This window comes from Nocardiopsis sp. SBT366 (assembly GCF_001083815.1).
GTDB classification, from domain to species: domain Bacteria; phylum Actinomycetota; class Actinomycetes; order Streptosporangiales; family Streptosporangiaceae; genus Nocardiopsis; species Nocardiopsis prasina.
The window spans coordinates 1-21,295 of sequence record NZ_LAVM01000091.1; the positions used below are offsets into that span (position 1 = coordinate 1).

The following is a 21,295-nucleotide window of genomic DNA, read 5'->3' on the forward strand; positions in this document are numbered from 1 at the left end:
GTCGCCCTCCCCCTGAGGCTGGGCGGCAGCTCGCGACGCCGGGCCGAACGTACGGCCGCGCAGTGGCTGGACCGACTGGACCTGGCCGATCTTGCGCGCAGGACCCCCGGCGAGTGCTCGGGCGGCGGTGAGTTCGAGCCAGCGCAGGTCGGCTTCGAGGTGGAACAGCGCGTGGTCGCAGATGAGCTGGTCGGAGAGGTCCCCGCCGGTCTTGCGGCGGGTGAGTTCGCGCATCTGGCGCAGGGGCTCGGCGCGTTGCACGTCGAGGATCTGATCGGCCGGTCGGCCGGTGAGGAGGGCCAGCACGACCTTGGTGTACAGGGTGCTCTGGAGGTAGGGCTCAGGGGTCTCCGGCTGGGTGAGCCACTGCTCGACGTCGGTGACCCCGGCTTCGGTCACGGTGTACCGCTTGCGTTCGGGTCCGGCGCCGGGCTCGACGGCGTCCACCTCCACGAGCCCGTTCTTGAGGAGACGCGAGAGGGTCGCGTAGACCTGCCCGTAGGCCAGGGGCCGTTTGGTGGCGAAGCGCTCGTCGTAGGCGCGCTTGAGGTCGTATCCGTGCTGGGGGCGGGTTTCCAGCAGCCCCAGGAGAGTCTGGCCGAGTGACATGGGTCGACTATACACACGAGGTATACATGGCATGTATAGAGGCCGGGGCGGCTGCGCGGTCCAGGGGTGCGGGAGGGACGGCCCGGAGGCAGGGTGCGGATTCCGGTCACCGGAACGGAGGCTGGCCGGGGGGATCACCGGTGCGGGTGGTGTTGCCCAGGGGACAACGCGCCTGGGCGGTGGTGCGTGAGGCCACGACGGGGTTCCGTGAGCCGTAGGCGTTCCGGAGGCGCCAGTGCGTGCGGCGTCGGCGGTGTCGGCCGGGCGTCACCGGTTCGGGCACGCGGGCAGGGGCCAACGGCCCGGCGCGCGAGTAGGGGCCGCGGGCCGGGAAGCCGTCCGGGCCGTCAGTGCTGGTGCTGCTCGTCCTGTCTCGCGACGCGCTGGGCGTCCTCCTCGGCGCGGGCGGCGCGGCGCAGACGGTGCCAGGAGGTGGCCCAGCGCAGGCGCTCACCCTCGTCGGTGCCCACACAGGCGGTGACGAAGGCCATCAGGAACACGTACCCGGGCAGACCGGTGCCCTCCAGCGCACGCTGGAACTTGGCGGCGCTGACCACGCCGCCGCACTTGTACTCCAGCTCCAGGTACGACCAGCCGCCAGCCCAGGAGAGGTAGCGGCGCATGGTGAGGAGGAACTCGGCGGGGGTCCGCGCGTCCATGGGGTTGGGGCGCCGCTCGGGATCGGGGCGCACGCTCTCGACGGGCTCGATGGGGAGGGTCATGTCCTCGGAGGGGACGCGGTCCAGCCAACCGGTCCGGTGCGGTGCGCGGTTGGGTCCGGTCGGTTCGAGGAGTCCCGGGACACTCACACGGTCTCCTTTTCGGCGGTCGGTGGCGACGGCCTGGGTCATGGAAAAGACTCTCCAGTACCCGTGGGTCACGGGTACGGGCAAGGGGGTCAAAGAGAGCCGACCTTCTGACGGTGCGTTGTGGCGGGAACGCTCACTGGCCGGTTGCAGGGAATCTACCCGAAGAAGACGAAACGCGAAAGCGACCGGCGCTCGGGTCCGTGCGAGGCGTACGTCTCTTTTTCGAGGTGAGGGCCTCAAGGTGCGGTGTTCCGTTGGGAAGTTCTCTCAGAAAACGGATTCCCGGTGATCGGTGGCCCCATTACAAACGTCAGCAATGCCGGGAACATTCTTTTCCCAGTTCACTCGGGCACCACTGGGAAATGATCTTTCATTTCTGACAGATTCGGCGGCCGGAACTCCCACTTTCGGGTGTCCGTAACCCGGCGAGCGGTCAGGGGGTCCACCAGAGGGCGGTGGCGTCGTCCCGGACCTTGCCTCTCGGGAACCGTTGGCCGGAGGGGTCGGCCGCCTCCAGCTCCCGGACCCGGTTCACCAGTGCGGCGGGCCCTCGGTGCCGGACCAGCTCGAACGCGCCCTCCCAGGGCAGGTCCCCGAACACCTCCACGGCGCGGCCTGCTCCGTCGGTCATCGCCAGGAATGGGCTCAGGGGAGCCGTCCCGACCACGGCCTCCTCGGCGGCGCGGGGGTCGGCGCCCGCCGTCCAGAAGCCGCCCGTGACGTTGCGCCAGGCGCGGATGGCCTGCCCGGGACCCACCCGGGGCCTCAGGTCGTCGAGCCGCGTGTCAGCGATCAGCCGGACCCCGCCGTCGGCCTCGGTGAGCAGCACGGCGTCCGACAGCACCAGGTACTCCAGGTGGTCCGCCTCGATCCGGACCGCCGCGACCGTGGCCGAGGGAGTCTCCTGGAGGCCGAGGTCGCAGGTCCCCTCGTGCAGGGACGACACGGTGGTGATCGCCTCCGCCAGCGCCTCACGCGGGGCGGCGCCCTCGTCGAGCGCGGCCAGCAGCAGGGACCCGAGGCGCCGGGTGTGCCAGGAGACCCCGTGCGAGCAGCCGTCGTCCAGATCGGTGGGGGCGCTCACCCCGTCGAGCAGCACCGCGACCGTGGCGGTCGCGGCGGCGAAGTCCTCGTTCGGGCGGTCGGGGCGCCCGGGCGCGGTGGCGATGTGGAAGGGCACGAGCCCCCTCCTACCCGCGACAGGCGGGCCGACACGGCCCGGGGGCAGGAGGGGGCGGGGTTTCGGTCAGCGCACGACCACGGTGTCGTACACGTCCATGTGGCCCTGCTCCCACAGCCAGTCCATGGCGGCCAGGCTCACGCGGGCGCAACCCTTGGAGGCGGGCTGGGCCGGAACGCTGGGGTACCCGTGCACGGCGATGCCGCCGTTGAAGTACTTGGGCCGGTACAGCGCGCCGTAGGGCCCCGGGTCCCAGGAGTCGACGTCACGGAAGACCGAGTACTCACCCGTGGGCGTGGTGGCGATCCGCTCGGAACCGTCGGAGCCCTCGTAGGGCTGGCCGGAGCCGGTGGACGTGTGGATGACCTTCTCGACCTCGCCGCTGACGACCACCAGCAACAGTTGGCGTTCGAGGTCGATCTCCACGGCCGTGCCCGCGCTCGTGGCGGACGGCACCGTGCCCTCCTCCAAGGCGGCGCGGGTGGCGGGGCCGACCAGACCGTCGCGGTCGATCCCGGCGGCCTTCTGGAGCGCGATCACGGCATGCTCGGTGTGCGGTCCGAACTCGCCGTCCACGCCGTCGATCCAGTAACCGAGTGCGGACAGTCTTTCCTGGAGGGCGTTCACCTGGGCGCCGGAGTCACCCTTGCGGAGGTCGGTCGTCACGTCAGCGGCGGAGGAAGCCGAGGCGGTGGGGGTGGTCGGGACGGCGTGCGCGGGGCTGGCGAGCAGCGCCGAGCCCACCGCCAGGGCGCAGGCCGCCCCGAGGGTGAGGGTCGTGGTGCGGACTGTGTTCCTTGCGAAGTGTGATCGGGGGGAAACCATAGGTTCCATTTACCCACAACTCCGCCGCCGTCCCGGATTCGGGGCGGCGGACGTCCCTGCGGCGGGTCACTCGAAGCGTGAGCTGCGCACCGGTCCGGAGGTCGACACGGGCAGACGCGGCCCCCGTGCCCAGTGGTCCGCGACGGCGGCGGCGAAGGTCGGCAGCGCGGTGTCCCGGTCCTCGGTCCCGGCGGCGACGACCCGCTCGGCCAGCTCCTCCTCGGGTGACTCGTCGGCGGGGACCTGCTCCACCTCGCCGTCCACCACCCGGAGGTGGTCGCCCCACGGGGGCATGACGTTCTGGTGCAGCAGGGAGACGACGTCGGCGGTGGCGCCGGGCGGCGAGGTCCAGCAGGAGGCGTGCTCGAACAGGATCTGTCCGGGCGCGCGGGGCACCAGCGCGCGCAGCAGGTCCGGATCCGAGTCGGTGAGGTCGTAGGCGACCACCAGGGCGTCCGAGCGCTCCGGGTCCACCGGGACCACGGGCAGGTCCAACAACCGGGCGGCGGCCAGTCCGAGGACACGGCTGGAGCGGTCCGGCAGCGGCATGACAGCGTCCGGTCGGCTCCCCGTGGCCTCCAGCACCGTGGCCAGGTCACGGATCCCGGTCCGGCACGCGTCGTAGGAGTCGCCGAGGTGGGCGTACCGGCCGTTCATGCCCTCGTCCGACCCGTGCGGGGAGATCTGCCCGAGGATCGCCCCGGTCAGAGCGAACTGCCATCCGCGCAGGTCACGGTCGCCCAGGGGGCCCGCCGCCCGGGCGGCACCGGCGCGCTCCACCATGCGGGTGATCCGGTCGTGTGCCAGGTCCCAGCCGTCGTCCTCGGGCGTGGCCAGGCGGGCGAGGACCTCCTGTGCGGTCTCCACGTCCCCGGAGCACAGGGCGTTGTAGGCGAGCAGGTAGCCGCCCGGCCAGTCCGGGAGGCCGTCCTCCCAGGCGCACAGTTCGCGGACCGCGTCGCCGTGCCGCTCCTGGTCCTCCAGGGCCGAGACCAGTTCCCACAGGGCGGGGGCGGCGGTGGGGGCGAGCCGACGTGCCGCGCGCAGGGCCGGGACCGCCAGGTGCGGGGCGCCGACCTCCAGGCACTCGAAGCCGAAGTCGTAGCAGGCCTGGGCGCTGCCGGGATCCGCCCGCAGCGCCCCGGAGACGGTCGAGAGGTCGTCGAGGCCCAGGCCGTCGGCGACAGCCGAGGTGAACTCGGCCAGGTCCCCCAGCGGCAGGTCGTCCGACGCGTTCCTCAGCGAGCGCACGGCCGCAGGGGCGTCTCCCGCCTCCAACAGCTTCCAGGCGCCGGGGAGTGCCGATGTCATGGGTGGTGCCCTTCGCTCCGGGGACGGTCCCCGCCCGGACCTGGTGCGGTCGGCTGCGGGGAGGGTGGCGACGCCGGTCCCGACCCTACAAGCACCCCGTGCCGGACGCCGCCCCTCGTGGGGACGCCCAGGTGGGTGGCTGGGGCGGCCCGTTCAGGGGAGGTCGATCACGTCGGTCACGTCGATGTCGATCCGCGCCACCCGCAGGCCCAGCCGGTCCTCGACGAAGGTGCTCATGTCGCGGCGGGCCCTCGCGGTGGCGTCGGGGATGACGGTTCCGGTCAGGACCCGGGCGGTGGCGGTGACGACCAGACCCTCCGGGGTGTCCTCGATCCGGCAGCGGCCCAGGAGCAGCCCTCCGGCCGGGTCCACCCGGGCGCGCAGCATCGCGGAGACCGCCGAGTGGCGGACGCGTGTGTCCCCGGGGGTGCCGCCCGAACCGGTGTCGGGCAGTCGGAGCGTGCCGCGTGAACGCCCCTCGGCGCGCACCACGCTCATGACGTCGTCGAGGAGACCGGGCGGCGCGGTGACCTCCCGGTCGTCGTCCAGCGCGGCGTCGAGGGCCGAGAGCAGGGGCCGGAACTCGTCGGCGGCCGCCCGGCAGTGCGGACAGGTCCGCTCGTGCGCGGTGACGGTTCCCGCCCTGAGGTGCTCCAGGAGCGTGTCGGCGGAGGTGCCGCAGGGCAGCTGTTCGTGGTCGTCGGACGGGTCTACCGCCATGGTTCGAGCGCCTCCACGAGATGGGTACGCGCGCGGTGGATGCGCCCGCGTACGGCGGTCGGGGTCGTGTCGACGATCTCCGCTATCTCCTCATATCCCAATCCTTCCATCTCTCGGAGAACCCAGCAGATCCGCTGTGGGGGTGGCAGCCCGGACAACGCCTCGCGCAGGGCCTCGTGGAGGTCGGTGGCCAGAGCGCTGTCGGCGGGGCCGGCGCCGCGTTCCCTCAGCCCCTCGTGGTCCTCCTCGGCGGGGTCCTCGGGGCGGCGGGCGCGCAGGGCGTTCAGCGCGAGGCGGCCGACCATCCGGTACAGCCAGGCGGGGAACGCCTTCGGGTCCCGGAGGTCGGGCAGCCTGCGCCAGGCCGTGATGAGGGCCTCCTGCGCGGCGTCCCTGGCCTCGGCGGCGTCGCCGAGGGTGCGCAGAGCGATGCGGTAGACGGCGTCCTGGTGGCGGCGCACCAGGATCTCGAAGGCACGGTCGTCGCCGTCCTGTGCCCGTTCCACGAGCACGCTGTCCGGTAGTGCGGTGTCCGTGTGCATCTGCGGAGTCCAGCTCCCGAACCGGTCGACTACCTGTCGTCAGAAGTTGACCACATTACGCAAGAACGCGGTCGTGGCCAGTGTGCCTCAGGTCACAATGATTTTCGCGTGAGCCCACGCCCCCCAGCCGTGTCCTCCACATGACGGCCCGAACACAGCACGACGGGAAGGGCCGCACCGACACCGTCCAGACCGACCCACAGGAGCACCACATGGCAGCCAAGGACCCCAACACCGCCCGCGCCGACATCCACGAGGCCCCCACCCCGGCCGTTCTGGACACCACCTCGTCCGGCCGCACCGACCGCAGCCCGGAGCGCTCCGGCGACAACGGCCGCACCGACATCGCCGACCACGTCGTCGCCAAGATCGCCGGGATGGCCGCCCGCGAGGTGCGCGGCGTCCACCAGATGGGCGGGGGAGCGGCCCGCGCCTTCGACGCCGTCCGCGAGCGGATCCCCGGCTCCACCTCCACCAACGCCGCTGCCCGCGGCGTGTCCGTCGAGGTCGGCCAGACCCAGGCGGCCGTCGACATCAACCTGGTCGTCGAGTACGGAATCTCCATCCCCGACCTCGCCGGGGTGGTGCGCCGCAACGTCACCGCGGGCGTGGAGCGCATGACCGGCCTGGAGGTCACCGAGGTCAACGTGACCGTCGACGACATCCACCTGCCGGACGACGAGACCGCCGCCCAGGAGTCCCCGTCCGAGCCGCGCGTCCGCTGACGCCGCTCCCCCCATCGCAGTCACAGCACCTAAGGAGCACGAACGATGTGGTCGATCGTCGGACTGGCCTACGGGTCCTTCCTCGGCCTGGTGGCCTACTTCGGCGGGTTCGGAGCCTTCCTCCTCGTCCTGCTCCTCGGAGCGGTCGGGTTCCTGGCCGGGCGCGCCTACGCGGGGGAGACGGACCTGTCACCCCTCTTCTCCCGTGAGCGCTCGGGTGGGGACGCGCGATGGTGAGCGCCCCGTTGAGCGTCCCGGTGATCGACCCGGAGGCGGGCGGCCCGGCGGGTGTCCGCCCGGCCGCCGCCGCCCCCGCCGGTCGGGCCGCCCGCCGAGTCGCGGTCCGCACCTTCCGGCCCCGGCGGTCCACCGCCGCCGTCCTGGTCAGTTCCGTCACGGCGCTGGTCGCCGGGGTGGCCGCCGCCGAGGTGATCGCCGCGCTGGTCGGTAGTCCGCTCCGGATCCTGCCGCTGGAACGGGTCACCGAGCCGACCGCAGGCGTCCACTGGGACGGCCCGGAGATGCTCGCCGCCTCGGCGGTCACCGCCGTCGTCGGCCTCTTCCTGCTGCTCACCGCGCTCGTCCCAGGGAAGGGCAGCCACATGGTGCTGCGCACCGACGACCGGGACCTGGTCGTCGGCCTGTCCCGGCGAGGGCTACGCCACCTGGCCGAGACCACCGCCCGGGAGGTGGCCGGGGTCACCGGCGCGCACGCCCGGGTCCGGCGCCGAACCGTCCGGATCACCGCACGCGTCCCCACGCCGGTCGACCCCGGGCTGCGGGCACGGGTGGAGGACCGGGTCCGCGGCCGACTGCTCGAACTCGACCCCACCGGGCCGGTGCGCGTGCGCGCCAGGCTCCGGAGGGTGGAAGGAGGCCTCCGGTGAGGCGCTACCCGCACCGTTCGGCACGCCGGACCGCCCGGGGGAACCGGCAGGGCCTGGCCCTGGTCGGCGTGGTGCTGACGTCGGTGGGGGCCGTGGTCCCCCTGCTCGTGTACGGGCCCTTCGACCCCCTTCCGCCGGGTGTGGCCGGGGAGACGCTCGGATCGGTGGTCGGACGACTCTCCCCCCATCTGTCCGCGCCGTGGGTTCCGTACGCGGCCGCCGCGCTGGCCGTGGCGGTGACGGTGTTGTCCCTGCGGTGGCTGCTCGTCCAGGGGCGCACCGCGCGGGTGTCCTCGCTCCGCCTCGACGAGGGGGACCGGGGACGCACCGACGTCGCGGCCCGCGCCGCCTGCTCCGCCCTGGCCAGGGAGATCGGCGGCTACGCGGGGGTGCGCCGGGGGCGGGCCCAGCTGACCGAGTCCCCCAACGAACCCTGTCTTCACCTGGACCTCGTCCTGGCCGAGGACGCCGACCCTGTCGCCGTCTGGCGACGGTGCCGCGACGAGGCCCTCGTCAGACTGCGGCTCTCCCTGGGCCTGGAACGGCTGCCCACGGTGCTGCGGGTCTCGGTCTCCGGGCAGCCCTCCGGCCGCGAACTCGCCTGAACCGGCCGCGAACTCGCCTGAACCCGCCGCGCACGCGTGCGGGGTCAGGCTGAGCGACGGGGGTGGTGTGGGCCCCGGGTCACTGGGGAGGACCCGGTGCGGCCCCCACCCCCGTCCGAATCTCAGCCGTCTCTTCTGACCGGCTCGTCGCGCGCGGCTTCGCGGGCTCTCCGCCCGCCGTACACGCAGCGGCGCATCAGCTGGTCGAGCGGACCCGGCCGGTTCCGGACCTCCAGCCAGGCCGCCAGCACCAGGCTGACCGACCACGCCAGAGCCGCCGCCAGCAGTGCGCCGAAGGGACCCGCCTGGGTACCCAGACCGACCAGGTCCGGGTGGAGCATCACCGCGACCAGCACGGAGTTCAGGATGTAGAAGGTCAGCGAGCGCTGGCCCATCGCGGCGACCGCCCCGGCCAGCGGGCCCTTCCGGCGTTCCAGCCGGGTGCCCCACAGGGCGAAGAGCGCCGCGTAACCGGCGCCGCCGAGCACCCCGCTGAGCACCTGGAGGCCCATGTACAGCCCCTCGGTGAGTGTCCCCGGGGAGAGCACGCCCTGCACGGTCAGCGCGACGGGCAGCGCGCCCAGCACGGAGACCGAGGTGCACACGACCGCCACCCGGGTGAGGAAGCCCCGGTGCGCTTCGGGGTCGTCCAGCAGACCGGCCCGACCGGCCCGGTAGCCCAGCACCACCAGGATCAGCAGGGGGAAGGCGATGGCGATGAACACCGGCCCGAACGGCAGGAAGACCAGCCGCTCGAACCAGTCCCCGGCGGTGAGGTAGCCGGGAACGAGCGCGTAGTCGTCGGCGGCCGAACCGTCCGCTATGACCATACCGACCATCCCGATCGGCACCGTGACCACGTAGAACACCGCGAACACCACGGCCGCGCGCACGATGGCCCGGTTGGAGCGCAGCAGCAGCCACCCGGTGACCAGCGCCGCCAGCCCGTACGAGGTGAGGATCTCGCCGGGGAAGACGAGGAACGCGTGGACGAAGCCGAACAGCAGCAGGAAGCCGCCGCGCCGCCGCAGCAGACGCCGGACCTCCAGCTCAGGTGTGCCCCTGTCCAGCTGCCGGGAGACCATCCAGGCCATCCCGTAGCCGAAGAGGATCGCGAACATCGGGAAGGCCCGGTTGTCCAGGAACAGGGTGGTGAGCAGCGAGGCCGCCCGGTCCTGGAGCGGGTAGCCCACGACGTCCGTGCCGAACCCGGCCCCGACGTACACCCCCGCGTAGGCCATCGCGATGAGCAGGAGCATGGCGCCGCGTGCCAGGTCCGGAGCCAGCCTGCGCGGGGCCCTCGGAGGGAGCCCGCCCTCCGTTGCTGCCGACATGTCGGTTCGTCCCCTCTGTTTGGTGTCACGCCCCCTCTGTTGCCGCCACCTCTGGGAGCCTGGTGGCAGTCTCCGCCAGCCGGTCGGTGCGGGACATCGGCCGACCGGCCAGCCGATCGGCCAGAACTGGGTAGGCAGGAGGTGGGACGCGGCGCGCCTCGGGGCGCGCGGTGCCCGGCCGAGGGATCCCAGAACCAGGAGGCGGCATGAGCCGGTTCTTCATGAACGAACGCGAGACCCTGGTCGAACAGGCGTTGGAGGGGCTGGTCGAGGCCCACGGCGGACTGGTCGACGTCCATACCGACCCCCTCTTCGTCACCCGGCGCACGCCCGCCAGGGGCAAGGTCGCCCTGCTGTCCGGAGGGGGCTCGGGTCACGAACCCCTGCACACCGGGTTCGTGGGGACGGGGATGCTCGACGCCGCCGTGCCCGGCGACGTGTTCGCCAGCCCCACCGCGCTCCAGGTGCGCGCCGCCATCCGGGCCGTGGACGCTGGCGAGGGCACCGTGATGGTCGTCAAGAACTACACCGGCGACGTCCTCAACTTCTCGATCGCCGCCGAACTCCTGGCCGAGACCCACCGGGTCGAGCAGGTGCTGGTCGACGACGACCTCGCCACCCAGAGGGAGGACGACGGCGGCCCCGGACGCCGGGGCACGGCGGCCGTGGTGGCGGTGGAGAAGATCTGCGGTGCGGCGGCCGAGGCCGGGGCGCCCGTCACCGCGGTGAAGGCGCTCGGCCAGGACGTGGTGGCGCGTTCGGCGACGCTCAGCGTGGCCTTCGAGGCCTGCACCAACCCGATGACCGGGAAGCGCTCCTTCGAGCTGGAGCCCGGCCGGATGGAGTTCGGCGTGGGCATCCATGGCGAACGCGGCATCGAGACCCGCACCGCCCCCGAGGCCGCCGCACTGGTGGAGAGCCTGGTCGGGCCCCTCGTCGAGTCGGTGGGGATCGGGCGGGGCGACCGGGTCCTGGCGATCGTCAACGGGCTCGGCGCCACCCACGGCCTGGAGCTGGGCGTGGCGGCCCGTGAGACCCGCAGGGTGCTCGACGGACTGGGTGTGACCATCGCGCGGTCGCTCGTGGGGCCGTACGTCACTTCACTGGACATGAAGGGGCTGTCGATCACGCTCACCGCGCTGACCGACGACCTCGCGAAGCTCTGGGACGCGCCGGTGCGAACCCCCGCGCTGGCCTGGTGAGAGGAACGACCATGCCCGAGAACGAACTCACCGGTGCGGACGCCAGGGCCTGGCTGCTGGCCTTCGCCGACCGGATCGACTCCGACTCCGACGAGCTGACCGAACTCGACAGGCAGGCCGGGGACGGCGACTTCGGCTGGAACATCGGCTCCGCCCTGAAGCGGGCCCGCGCCAACCTGCACGGGGACGATCCGGCCGGGGTCTTCCAGTCCGTCTCCGACACCTTCCTGGCCTCCGGCGGCACCAGCGGCCCGCTCTTCGGTCTCTGGTTCGGACGGCTCGGCGCGGGGCCCTCCGCGCCCTGGACCGTTCCGGACCTGGCCGGTGCCTTCGAGACCGCCACCGGCGCCGTCCGGCGCCTGGGGAGGGCGGAGGTGGGGCACAAGACCATGGTCGACGCGATGGTGCCCGCCACGGAGGCCCTCGCCGCCACGCGGGCCACCTCCTGGCGCGAGGCCCTCGGTGAGGCCGCCGAGGCCGCGCGGGCCGGGGCGGACTCCACCAGCGGGATGGTCGCCCACCGGGGGCGCGCCAGCTACCTGGGGGAACGGGCCCAGGAGGTCCTCGACCCCGGGGCCGTCTCCATCGCCTGGTTCTTCGAGGCGGCCGACGGGATCTGATCCGGACGCCCTCCCGGCGCCCGGCCTCCGGGGCCGGGTTCCCGTGCGCATCTGGGAGCCCGGTCCGGGAGGAGCCGGGCCGGGAACCGGCGCGGAAATCAGTCGCGAAGCGTGACCGACCCGCACGGTGGGACCCGGGATCCTGTCGAGGCCAGGGGGAAGGCGGAGTCGCCGTCCGGTTGTCCACAGCCTGTGGACAACTGTTCGGAGTCGGGTCGGTAGTCTCCAGCTGGCGGCCCCGAGCGGGCCGGACCGAACCAACGAGGGAGCCACCATGGGTGCCGCTGTCAACGACCACAAGGTCATCGTGATCACCGGGGCCGGCGCCGGGATCGGCCGTGAGGCGGCCCGGAGACTGCTCGGCGACGGCCACTCCGTGGTCCTGGCGGGGCGGCACCGGGCGACCCTGGAGGAGACGGCGGGCCAGAACCCCGGAGCGGTGGTGGTCGAGGCGGACGTGACCTCCTCGGAGTCGGTCGCTGCGCTCTTCGGAACCGTCCGCGAGCGCTTCGGGCGCGTGGACGTGCTCTTCAACAACGCCGGGGTGTTCGGCCCGGCCGCGTCGGTGGACGAGATCGAGGACGACGCCTGGCGCGAGGTCCTGGACACCAACGTCACCGGCTCGATGAACTGCGCCCGCGAGGCAGCGCGGATGATGAGGGCCCAGACCCCCGGCGGCGGTCGGATCATCAACAACGGCTCGATCTCCGCGCACGTCCCGCGGCCGTCGAGCGTGGCCTACACCGTCAGCAAGCACGCGATCAACGGCCTCACCGCCTCGCTCAACCTGGACCTGCGTGGCCACGGGATCGCCTGCACGCAGATCGACGTCGGCAACGCCGCCACCACGATGACCACGGGCTTCGGTGCCAACGCCCGCCAGCCCGACGGTTCGGTGCGTCCGGAACCCACCATCGACGTCACCCACGTGGCCGACACCATCGCGCACATCGTCTCCCTGCCCCTCGACGTGAACGTGCCCGCCGTCACCGTGATGGCCCGGGAGATGCCCTTCGCCGGGCGCGGCTGAGTTCCACGAACCCGTGGCGGCCCGCGGGGCGCCGTGCTAACGTCACTCCTTCGCGGCGACCCGGACCTGGCCTCCCGGCCCAGGGACGTGCCGAACCCGTGTCTCCCCCGCCCTTCGAGGGCCCGTGGTGGAGAGCGGACGTTTCTGCACGTTCACTAGCTGCCAGGGAGCCACGCCCGTGCGTGTCCACTGCGCGGTGTACGCCCGTGGGCTGCGCCGCTACTCCACCTATCGCGCGGCCACCGTCGCCGGGGTGTTCACCAACTCGGTCTTCGGCGCGATCAACGCCATGGTGCTGCTCGCGCTCTTCGAGGCCCGCCCGGAGATCAACGGCTACGACGCCACCGACGCCGTCACCCAGGTGTTCGTCGCCCAGGCGCTGCTGGCCCCGCTCGCCATCATGGGGCCCGCACTCGACCTCAGCGAACGCATCCGCAGCGGCGCGGTCGGCGTCGACCTGCTCCGCCCCGTCCCGCTCCTCGGCTGGAACCTGGCCCAGGACATGGGCCGGGTCACCTTCGACTTCGCCTTCCGCAGCGCGCCCACCTTCGCGGTCGGCGCGCTCCTGTTCACGCTGGCGCTGCCGGTGGACCCCCTGCGCTGGCTGGTCACGATGGTCTCGTTCGTGCTGGCCGTCGTGGTGGGATTCGCGCTGCGCTACCTGTACTCGGTGGTGGGGTTCTGGCTCCTGGACACCCGTGGCGTGTGGGCCGTGATGGGCCCGGCCGGGCCGGTTCTGGCCGGGATGCTCCTCCCGCTCACGCTCTTCCCCGCTGCTGTCGCCGACGTGCTGCGGTGGCTGCCGTGGGCGTCGATGGTGCAGATCCCCGCGGAGGTCTTCCTCGGCAAGGAGTCGCTGCCGGGCGGGAGCGTGCTCGGCGGGTTGGCGTTGCAGTCGGGGTGGGCGGTGGCGCTGCTCTCGTTGGCGGCCTGGCTGACCGGTCGGGCCACGCGCAGGGTGGTGGTCCAGGGTGGCTGACGCGCTCACGCGGGGGCGGCGTGCCCAGGCTCCCCCGAGTCCCCTCGCGGACCTGGGCCCGGAGCTGCGCACGTACGTCCGCCTCGCCTGGACCTGGACCCGCGCGGTCGCCCAGTACCCGATGGCGCTGTCCCTGTTCACCTTCGGGATCACGCTCGCCTCCCTGGCCGAGATGGGCGCCGTCGTCGTGGTGTTCGCCCACGCCGGGACGCTGGCCGGGTTCACGGTGTACGAGGGCCTGCTCGTCTACGCGCTGGCCGCGTTCTCCTTCGGCGCCGCGCAGCTGCTCACGGGCTCGGTGGACCACCTCGGCGACCACATTCGCACGGGCAGCTTCGACACCATGCTGGTCCGCCCCGTGTCCCCGCTGGTGCAGCTGGCGGCGGACCAGTTCTCGCCCCGCCGCTTCGGCAGGATCGTCCCGGCCGTGGTCGTGCTGGTGTTCGCCCTGGTCATGTGCGACATCGACTGGACCGCCGGGCGGGCACTCATGGTCCCGGTGCTGCTGGCCTCGGGAGTGACCATCTGCACCTCGGTGTGGCTGATCGCGGGCTGTCTCCAGTTCTTCGCCACCGACGCCCGGGAGGCCGCCAACTCGGTCACCTACGGTGGGCAGGCGCTCACCGAGTACCCCATCGCGATCTACGGCCGAGGTCTGGTGCGGTCGGTGACCTACGTGGTGCCGCTGGCCTTCGTGAGCTGGCAGCCCGCGCTGCACCTGCTGGACCGGTCCGATCCGACCGGCCTGCCCGAGTTCCTGCGCTTCCTCGGCCCCGTCGTGGCCGTCGTCCTCGCCCTGGCGGCGTCCCTGGTGTGGCGGTTCGGCCTGCGCCGCTACCGCTCCACCGGCAGCTGACCCCCGCCGAGACCGGCCTGGCTGACCGGGGCACCGCCCGGACACGCGAAGGCCCGACGCTCCCTCCGACCCGACCCGACCCGACCCGACCCGACTCCGATCCCGACCCCCGATCCGATCCCCCAACCCGACCGTCCGACCGTCTGTCCATCCGACCGTCCGAAAGGAGTGTGCCCACTTGCGGGTCCACGCAGCGGTGTACGCCCGAGGGCTGCGCCGCCACTCGACCTACCGCGCCGCGCTCGTCGCGGGCGCCCTCACCAACTCGGTCTTCGGCGCGATCAACGCCATGGTGCTCCTGGCCGTGTTCGCCGCCCGTCCGGAGATCAACGGCTACGACGCCACCGACGCCGTCACCCAGGTGTTCGTCGGCCAGGCGCTGATCGCCGTCACGATGATCGTCAACACCGCCCCCTCCCTCGACCTGGCCGAACGCGTGCGCGGCGGCGACGTGGCCACGGACCTGCTCCGTCCGGTGCCGCTCCTGGGCTGGTGGATGGCGGAGGACCTCGGCCGGGCCACGTTCACGTTCCTCTTCCGTGGCGTGCCCACCTTCTGCGTCGGCCTGCTCCTGTTCGACGTGGTCGTGCCGGACGGCGCGGTCCAGTCCGTGGCTGTGCTGCTCTCAGTGGTCCTGGCCGCCGTGATCGGGTTCGCGCTGCGCTACCTGTGCTCGCTGAGCGGGTTCTGGCTGATGGACACCCGGGGCCTGTGGATGGCGAGCGGCCTGGTCGCGCCGGTGGCCGCGGGGATGCTGCTGCCGCTGGCCCTGTTCCCGACCGCGCTGGCCGACGTGCTGCGGTGGCTGCCGTGGGCGTCGATGGTGCAGATCCCGGCGGAGATCCTGCTCGGCAAGGACTCGCTGCCGGGCGGGAGCGCGTTCGGCGGGTTGTCGTTGCAGTTGGGGTGGGCGGTGGCGCTGCTCTCGCTGGCGGCCTGGCTGACGGGCCGGGCCACGCGCAGGGTGGTGATCCAGGGTGGCTGAGGCTTCAACACGGGATCGCGCGCCCGGGAACCCGCTGGCCCGTGCCGCCGTGGCCGCCCTCCGGCCGGTCCAGGACTACCGCAGGCTCGCGTGGATCTGGGTGCGCGCCTTCGCCCAGTACCCGACCTCCCTCATTTTGATGTCCCTGGCCGTCGCCGTGAGCGTGGTCGCCCAGGTCGGCGCGGTGGTGATCGTGTTCGGTCACGCCGGGACGCTGGCCGGGTTCACGGTGTACGAGGGCCTGCTGGTGTTCGGGCTGGCCGCGAGCGCCTTCGGGATCGCGGACCTGTTCATGGGCGCCGTGGAGCGGCTCGGCCTGCACATCCGCAGCGGTTCCTTCGACGCCATGCTCGTCCGACCGGTCTCGCCGTTGGTCCAGCTGGCCGCGGACGAGTTCTCCCCGCGCCGCCTCGGCAAGGTCGTTCCCGCGCTGGTGGTGCTGGGGATCGCGCTGGCCAACACCGACGTGGAGTGGACTCCCGGCAAGGCGCTCCTGCTCCTGGGGATGACGCTGTCCGGGGTGCTGATCTGCGGCGCGATCTGGGTGGCCACCGCCTGTCTCCAGTTCTTCGTCGCGAACGGCCGGGAGGCGGCCAACGCGCTCACCTACGGCGGGCAGGCGCTCACCGAGTACCCGCTGGCGATCTACGGCCGGGAGGTCGTCCGCTCGGTGACGTACGTGGTGCCGCTGGCCTTCGTCAGTTGGCAGCCCGCTCTTCTCGTGCTCGACCGACCCGACCCCCTCGGCATGCCGGAGGCCCTGCGCTACGCGGGCCCGGTCGTCGCCGTACTCGCCTGCACCGGAGCCGCCCTGTTGTGGCGGTTCGGGCTGCGCCACTACCGATCCACCGGGAGCTGAACGATGACCGCAGAAGGAACAGAGGAACCAACCACCGAGGCCAGCGGGACCGCCGGGGCCACTGAGCCCGGGGAGTTTGCGGGGACCACCGAGACCCGCGAGGAGGCCGCCGCACCGGGCCCGCTGCCCGGGTCCGGACCCGACGCCGAACCGATCATCGAGGCGGTGGGGCTCGGCCGCGACTTCGTGGTGTCCGAGGGCCCCTTCCTGCGCCGTACCCGGCGCAGGGTGAGCGCGGTCCGGGACGTGACCTTCTCCGTGCGGAGGGGGGAGATCGTCGGCTACCTGGGGCCCAACGGTGCGGGGAAGTCCAGCACCATGAAGATGCTCACCGGCATCCTCACGCCCACCACGGGGAGTGTCCGGGTGGTCGGGCGGGACCCGTCCCGCCAGCGCACCCGCCTGGCGAGGGACATCGGGGTCGTGTTCGGGCAGCGCACCACCCTGTGGTGGGATCTGCCGCTGCGCGACAGCCTGACCCTCACGCGGCACCTGTACCGGGTGCCCGCCGATCTCCACGCCGAGCGCCTGGCCGAACTCACCGAACTCCTGGAGCTGGAGCCCTTCCTGGACACCCCGGTGCGCCAGCTCAGCCTGGGTCAGCGGATGCGCGGTGACCTCACGGCGGCCCTGCTGCATGCCCCCCGCCTGCTGGTGCTGGACGAACCGACCATCGGCCTGGACGTGGTCAGCAAGTCGACCATTCGGGAGTTCCTGCTGCGGATCAACCGGGAGCGGGGGACCACCATCCTCATCACCACGCACGACCTCGGGGACGTGGAGCGGCTGTGCGACAGGGTGATCGTGATCGACAAGGGGCGGCTCGCCTTCGACGGGGATCTGCCCGGGTTGCGCGCCACCGTTCCCACGCCGCGCGTGCTGGTGGTCGACCTGGTGGCTCCGGCGCCCGCGATCGAGGTGGAGGGGGCCGTCACGGTCCGGGTGGACGGGCCGCGTCAGTGGCTGGAGCTGGCGGACAACCCGGCGAGGGTGATCTCCCGGGTCACGGCGGAGCACGAGGTGGCGGACCTGACCCTGCGGGAGCCCGATATCGAGGGCGTGGTCTCCGCTCTCTATCGCGGGGCGGTGCCCAGCGAAAGTGGGGCCTGATTCCGGTGTCGCGAGGTGTCGCGATCGGGGATCATGGGTTGTATGTCCCCTTTGTCATACGGCCTGTGGCTCGGGGTCGCCTTCGGAGTGATGTCCTGCCTCGCGTACACGGCGGCGGCCGTGGCGCAGCGCAGGCTTGCCGTCCGCGTACCCGAGCCGCTGACCGGCGGACACCAGATCGGAGCACTGCTCCGGCATCCCCTCTGGTGGATCTCCCTCGTGTTCAACGGCGGCCGCGCCGGGTTCCAGGTGGCTGCGGTGAGCTTCGCGCCGTTGACCGTCGTGCAGCCCCTCGGTGTGCTGGTGCTGGTGCTCGGCATCCCGTGGTCGGCGCGGATCGCCCGGCGCAGGGTGAGCCGCGCGGAGTGGCGGGGTGCGGCCCTCACGATGCTCGCGCTCGGGGTGCTGCTCGCGGTCACGGTCACCGGTGACCATGGTGGGGTTCTGTCCTTCGAGGCGTCGGCGCTGGTGGGCGTTGGGACGGTGGTCCTGCTCGCCGTGATTGCCTGGGTCGCTGGCCGGGTGCCGTCGAGGGCCTGGCGGAGTTACCTGCTCGCGGGTGCCGCCGGGGTGGCCTTCGGGGTTTCGGCGGCGACGGTGAAGACCGCCGTGTGGGCGTTCGACGAGGGTGTGCTGGCGGGGCTGACGCACCCGTCGAGCCCGGCGACGGCGGTGATCGCTGTGCTCGGGCTTCTGCTCGCGCAGGCCGCCTACCAGGGGATGGACCTGGGGGCGCCGCTGGGCATCACCACGCTGGCGAACCCGGTCGCTGCCGCTGTTGTCGGTGTGGCTTTCATGGGGGAGACCTACGCGGGCGGTTGGTTGGGTGGGGTTGTCGCCGTGGGGTGCGCGGTGGTCGCGGCGTACGGGATTAGGTTGCTGACCGTGCCCTCCGACGACGGAGTGGAAGCGACGCCGGAGGGGATACGGGGGGCTTAGTGGCGGGAGTCTGGCTGCGTGGCCTTAGCTAGTACGCAGGAGTGCGACCCATTCGGGGCCGGGAAAGAGGAGGTGTTCGTGGTCGGGGAACTTGGAGTCCCGGACCGCGACACCGGGCCGCAGGTCAGCGACCTCCACGCAATCGCTAGCGTTCGCACTGTGTGAGGAATTGCGGTACCGGGCGACTTCCACGCAGTTCTGCGACTGATTGCTGTAGCTGGACTTGCGGAACGTGAGTTCGTCGATGTGAGGGTGCATCCTGGGGTCCTCCGCTGGGGGTGGGGCAGTGACTCACTCATACACAGCCCTGCCCGCTTCTACGCCCTGTGTGCGGAGAAAGCGTCCCTAACCCCTGTCCAGCTGTGGATAGAGGGATCCCACTTCCCGTCCGCATAGCCACGAAGTACATTGACGTGGGAGTTAGACAAGGCCCCCGACTCAGTTGAGTCGGGGGCCTTCCTCATTGCTCAGCTAAGGCTGGGTGGTGGACCGTAGCAACGCGGTCCACTCCTTCCCGGGGAAGACCAGGCAGGCCAATTCCCGGTTTTGAGTGTCGCGCACAGCGGCGCCTGACGGTAGATCAGCGACCTCGACACAGTTCTGCGGGGTGCTGTAGCTCGACTTGCGGAAGGCCAGCTGGTCAACGGGTGTGGGAGCTAGACGCATGGGGTTTCGGCTTTCTTCTATGTGGTGAGACCGCGCATCAGTTGAACTGAGTCCTGAGGCCCCAAGGCGACGGACTGAGCTTGCTCAAAGAGCCTCCGATACCTGCCAACCTCCTCTTCGCGCTCCAGGTACAGCCCATCCGTGTCAGTCTCCAGGAACACGAACGGCGCAATGTCCTCATCGGCGTACTCCAGGATGACAAACGGCCCCACAAGCCCGCTGTGGAAGGACGTTGCGACTGGTAGAACTTGAACTGTGATCGCGTTGGTGAGGTCTTCAGAGACCGTGATCAGATGATCGATCTGACCGCGCATGACCTCCTGATCAACCACCATGCGGCGAAGAGCGTTTTCATCGATGATCACCCACAGCTCTGGCGCTGAGCCCTGGAGTACTTCCTCTTGTCGCTGCACGCGTGCTTCGACGGTTCGGTCGATCTCGCTATCGACACGCGGAGCGGATGCCGACTGCATGTGCAGTCGCGCGTACTCCGGCGTCTGGAGAAGCCCAGGGATGACAATCGGCTCGTAGCTGGAGATCCGCGAGGCTTCCTCTTCAAGCCCGGCGTACTCACCCGTAAGGACATCACCGTACTGAGCCCAGCGACCCCGCTGACGTGACTGCCTCACGAGAGCAAGGATTGCCCTGTCCTCGGGTGACCCCGCTGAGATGTCGTACACGCGAAGAAGTGCACTCACATCCGTCACTGATGGCTTCGCGGTCCTACCAGTCTCGAAGTTTGAGACCTTCGCGGTTGACCACTCCAGACGCTCAGCCACCTGCTCCAACGTCATCTGTCGTTCACGACGCAGGCGCCGGAGCACACCGGACAGCTGTCTCCTGCTGATCGTGGGACCTGCCAAGGTGACCTCCTCCTGAGACCTCTGATCGTATCGCCGTCGACATCATTGGTCCCAACCTTCATCTTTCGGACCTAAATGATTGCGTGGCGAATTTCAGGCATGTACTTGAGATTCTAAATTTTCGAAACGATGATTGATGTTACGTCTAACTCCCGCTGGGCTCCCACCCGGCAACCGTCCCAGGAGGTGTGCGCCTATGGAGCCCCGATCCCTGAATCTCTCTGCGCTGGCATGCATGTGCCTTCTCGCGTCCGAGGCGTTCCGTCGCCGTCGTCCCAGGCAGGCCGCGCGGGTGCGTGCCTTCGCCGCCAACCCCCGCCGCACCACTTCTCGCCCGCTTAGCCCGTTGATCCCCTCGCCCAGGAGGCCGGTGGACGCCGTCCCCTTGGAGGTTCTGGAGGCTGTCCTTGCCGGGTTGCGGCGATTGGCGGTGGCCTCGTGAGCGTGTTCGCCCCTGCACAGGCCCACCAACGGGACCGACTCCTCCTGCCCTGCGACCTGACCAACAACCCGACCCTGATCGAGGGAGAGCAGTGATGTTGGACGTTGGCACCAGGGATCTGCTGGCCGTGGCCGAAGACGCCCTGACGGCTCCCGCTCACCTGACCCCGGCGCAGCTCGCGGAGTGGCACTCCCACACCCTGCGCCACCGCCTCCCGCTGATCCAGGAAGCCTTGCGCGGCGCCCGTGAGCACGGTGACGCGGAACTGGCGATGCAGCTCATCGACCAGGCCATCCACGACCATCCCACCACCACCGTCACCGCCGTGGCCGGGTCGGTGTTGCATCTGAGCACCGCCGATCAGGGACTCCCTATACCGGAGCACGTGCTCTGTGCCCTGCTCTACAAGCACTGGGCTATGACCGTGGAAGGCGCACCCCCACACGAGGTCTACGTGGCCCGCCGCCCTCTGGGCTGGACCGGTGACGGAGACCCCTACGAAAGGATCACCGCGCCCGACCGCACTGAACTGCTGCGGTTGCTCGCGCACCGCCACCTCGGCGTCCACCGACGTGGCCCCGAACCCCCGACCGCCGCCTGAAGAAGCCCATGAAAAAGCTCTGGCGGGTGCAGCAACACCCCCAGAGCAGGCCGACAACCACCCCTGTCTAAGAGAAAGCGAATTGCCGACATGGCCATTGTGCCGCACACCCCTGCCCTCAACCACACGAACCACCCACCCGCCGGGCACCGGTGGGAATGCCGCCTCTACCCCGGACAGTTCGCCCAGATCCGCCAAGTCCGCGCCGACCTGGCCGTAGACCTCAACGGGCTGACCGGTATCGGGGCCGAGGCCCGTCAGGACATGGTGCTGTGTCTGAGCGAGATGTTCGCCAACGCCTGCGACCACTCCCGCTCCGGACAGGACCCCGAAGGGTGTGTGGTCCGCACCCTGGACACACCCCGCCCGGGAACAGTCCGGATCTCGATCATCGACGACGGCACCCGCACCGACACCCATACGGACTCTTCTCCGAAGGTTCCGCGCAGGCGCACCAGGAAGGAATGGGATCGGGCTGAACGCGGCCGGGGGCTGCTGCTGCTCGACCACCTCGCCACCCGATGGGGAACCCGCCCGGTGCTGGACTTCCCCTTCTGCGCAGGGTTGGGCACCGTCATCTGGGCCGAGTTCACCCA

25 protein-coding genes and 1 pseudogene are annotated in these 21,295 nt (G+C 71.2%); 15 read left to right on the top strand and 11 right to left on the bottom strand.

The features are described from left to right. Positions 1-117 precede the first annotated feature (117 nt). From ADX84_RS21675 to ADX84_RS21705, 7 genes and pseudogenes are all read right to left on the bottom strand, one after another. A pseudogene (locus ADX84_RS21675) lies at positions 118-609 on the bottom strand (PadR family transcriptional regulator); the annotation flags it as partial. 347 nt (positions 610-956) lie between these two features. Continuing rightward, on the bottom strand, positions 957-1,418 hold the full coding sequence (locus ADX84_RS21680) for a hypothetical protein (protein ID WP_049578502.1): 462 nt from the start codon (positions 1,416-1,418) through the stop codon (positions 957-959). Positions 1,419-1,851: 433 nt separating this feature from the next. Continuing rightward, complete coding sequence (locus ADX84_RS21685; protein WP_049578504.1) at positions 1,852-2,598, bottom strand: hypothetical protein; 747 nt, start codon at positions 2,596-2,598, stop codon at positions 1,852-1,854. 66 nt (positions 2,599-2,664) lie between these two features. Then, complete coding sequence (locus ADX84_RS21690; protein WP_049578506.1) at positions 2,665-3,423, bottom strand: L,D-transpeptidase family protein; 759 nt, start codon at positions 3,421-3,423, stop codon at positions 2,665-2,667. Between the two features lie 66 nt (positions 3,424-3,489). Further along, positions 3,490-4,734, bottom strand: a complete 1,245-nt coding sequence (locus ADX84_RS21695) for a hypothetical protein (protein ID WP_049578508.1) — start codon at positions 4,732-4,734, stop codon at positions 3,490-3,492. A gap of 153 nt (positions 4,735-4,887) precedes the next feature. Then, positions 4,888-5,454: a hypothetical protein gene (locus ADX84_RS21700; RefSeq protein ID WP_049578510.1), complete on the bottom strand. Its 567-nt coding sequence runs from the start codon at positions 5,452-5,454 to the stop codon at positions 4,888-4,890. Then, on the bottom strand, positions 5,445-5,996 hold the full coding sequence (locus ADX84_RS21705) for an RNA polymerase sigma factor (protein ID WP_049578512.1): 552 nt from the start codon (positions 5,994-5,996) through the stop codon (positions 5,445-5,447). The genes ADX84_RS21700 and ADX84_RS21705 overlap by 10 nt, the downstream gene beginning before the upstream one ends. A gap of 212 nt (positions 5,997-6,208) precedes the next feature. Here ADX84_RS21705 and ADX84_RS21710 point away from each other — a divergent pair, with 212 nt between their 5' ends. From ADX84_RS21710 to ADX84_RS21725, 4 genes are read left to right on the top strand one after another with little or no spacing between them, the layout of a single operon-like run. Beyond that, positions 6,209-6,721, top strand: a complete 513-nt coding sequence (locus tag ADX84_RS21710) for an Asp23/Gls24 family envelope stress response protein (protein WP_049578544.1) — start codon at positions 6,209-6,211, stop codon at positions 6,719-6,721. A 45-nt stretch (positions 6,722-6,766) separates the two neighbouring features. Further along, positions 6,767-6,958, top strand: coding sequence for a hypothetical protein (locus ADX84_RS21715; RefSeq protein WP_049578515.1), 192 nt, complete (start codon positions 6,767-6,769; stop codon positions 6,956-6,958). After that, complete coding sequence (locus ADX84_RS21720; protein ID WP_049578517.1) at positions 6,952-7,608, top strand: DUF6286 domain-containing protein; 657 nt, start codon at positions 6,952-6,954, stop codon at positions 7,606-7,608. Before ADX84_RS21715 ends, ADX84_RS21720 begins: the two co-directional genes overlap by 7 nt. After that, positions 7,605-8,213, top strand: a complete 609-nt coding sequence (locus ADX84_RS21725) for a hypothetical protein (protein WP_049578520.1) — start codon at positions 7,605-7,607, stop codon at positions 8,211-8,213. Before ADX84_RS21720 ends, ADX84_RS21725 begins: the two co-directional genes overlap by 4 nt. 122 nt (positions 8,214-8,335) lie before the next feature. On the opposite strand, the gene ADX84_RS21730 is transcribed toward ADX84_RS21725, so the two are convergent. After that, positions 8,336-9,547 carry a DUF418 domain-containing protein gene (locus ADX84_RS21730; protein WP_049578522.1) on the bottom strand — a complete coding sequence of 404 codons (1,212 nt, stop codon included), beginning with the start codon at positions 9,545-9,547 and terminating at the stop codon, positions 8,336-8,338. A 206-nt stretch (positions 9,548-9,753) separates the two neighbouring features. Here ADX84_RS21730 and ADX84_RS21735 point away from each other — a divergent pair, with 206 nt between their 5' ends. From ADX84_RS21735 to ADX84_RS21775, 9 genes are all read left to right on the top strand, one after another. After that, positions 9,754-10,749: a dihydroxyacetone kinase subunit DhaK gene (locus ADX84_RS21735; RefSeq protein WP_049578524.1), complete on the top strand. Its 996-nt coding sequence runs from the start codon at positions 9,754-9,756 to the stop codon at positions 10,747-10,749. 11 nt (positions 10,750-10,760) lie between these two features. Further along, on the top strand, positions 10,761-11,369 hold the full coding sequence (locus ADX84_RS21740; RefSeq protein ID WP_049578526.1) for a DAK2 domain-containing protein: 609 nt from the start codon (positions 10,761-10,763) through the stop codon (positions 11,367-11,369). Positions 11,370-11,643: 274 nt separating this feature from the next. Continuing rightward, on the top strand, positions 11,644-12,399 hold the full coding sequence (locus ADX84_RS21745; protein WP_049578528.1) for an SDR family oxidoreductase: 756 nt from the start codon (positions 11,644-11,646) through the stop codon (positions 12,397-12,399). A gap of 178 nt (positions 12,400-12,577) precedes the next feature. Further along, entirely contained in the window at positions 12,578-13,378 is an 801-nt protein-coding gene (locus tag ADX84_RS21750; protein WP_049578531.1) for an ABC-2 family transporter protein, read from the top strand. Continuing rightward, entirely contained in the window at positions 13,371-14,234 is an 864-nt protein-coding gene (locus ADX84_RS21755; RefSeq protein ID WP_049578533.1) for an ABC transporter permease, read from the top strand. Before ADX84_RS21750 ends, ADX84_RS21755 begins: the two co-directional genes overlap by 8 nt. A 178-nt stretch (positions 14,235-14,412) precedes the next feature. Next, the gene (locus tag ADX84_RS21760) at positions 14,413-15,219 is read left to right on the top strand and encodes an ABC-2 family transporter protein (protein WP_049578535.1); all 807 of its coding nucleotides are present in this window, start codon (positions 14,413-14,415) and stop codon (positions 15,217-15,219) included. A gap of 34 nt (positions 15,220-15,253) precedes the next feature. Beyond that, positions 15,254-16,078, top strand: a complete 825-nt coding sequence (locus tag ADX84_RS21765) for an ABC-2 family transporter protein (RefSeq protein WP_049578548.1) — start codon at positions 15,254-15,256, stop codon at positions 16,076-16,078. A gap of 3 nt (positions 16,079-16,081) precedes the next feature. Next, positions 16,082-17,188, top strand: coding sequence for an ATP-binding cassette domain-containing protein (locus ADX84_RS21770; protein WP_234004140.1), 1,107 nt, complete (start codon positions 16,082-16,084; stop codon positions 17,186-17,188). A gap of 42 nt (positions 17,189-17,230) precedes the next feature. After that, the gene (locus tag ADX84_RS21775; RefSeq protein WP_017547253.1) at positions 17,231-18,127 is read left to right on the top strand and encodes a DMT family transporter; all 897 of its coding nucleotides are present in this window, start codon (positions 17,231-17,233) and stop codon (positions 18,125-18,127) included. A 24-nt stretch (positions 18,128-18,151) separates the two neighbouring features. Here the strand turns inward: ADX84_RS21775 and ADX84_RS21780 are convergent, their stop codons facing one another. The 3 genes from ADX84_RS21780 to ADX84_RS21785 form a co-directional block, all read right to left on the bottom strand. Further along, positions 18,152-18,385 (bottom strand): DUF397 domain-containing protein, encoded by a 234-nt coding sequence (locus ADX84_RS21780; RefSeq protein ID WP_049578536.1) that lies wholly within the window; start codon positions 18,383-18,385, stop codon positions 18,152-18,154. Positions 18,386-18,598: 213 nt separating this feature from the next. Beyond that, positions 18,599-18,793, bottom strand: a complete 195-nt coding sequence (locus ADX84_RS25790; protein WP_082206698.1) for a DUF397 domain-containing protein — start codon at positions 18,791-18,793, stop codon at positions 18,599-18,601. A gap of 17 nt (positions 18,794-18,810) precedes the next feature. Then, complete coding sequence (locus ADX84_RS21785; protein WP_049578537.1) at positions 18,811-19,656, bottom strand: helix-turn-helix transcriptional regulator; 846 nt, start codon at positions 19,654-19,656, stop codon at positions 18,811-18,813. A 536-nt stretch (positions 19,657-20,192) separates the two neighbouring features. Here ADX84_RS21785 and ADX84_RS21795 point away from each other — a divergent pair. Together ADX84_RS21795 and ADX84_RS21800 are read left to right on the top strand one after the other, a co-directional pair. Beyond that, the gene (locus ADX84_RS21795) at positions 20,193-20,699 is read left to right on the top strand and encodes a hypothetical protein (protein WP_049578539.1); all 507 of its coding nucleotides are present in this window, start codon (positions 20,193-20,195) and stop codon (positions 20,697-20,699) included. A gap of 90 nt (positions 20,700-20,789) precedes the next feature. Next, the coding region (locus ADX84_RS21800; RefSeq protein ID WP_049578540.1) for an ATP-binding protein at positions 20,790-21,295 on the top strand (506 nt) is incomplete at its 3' end.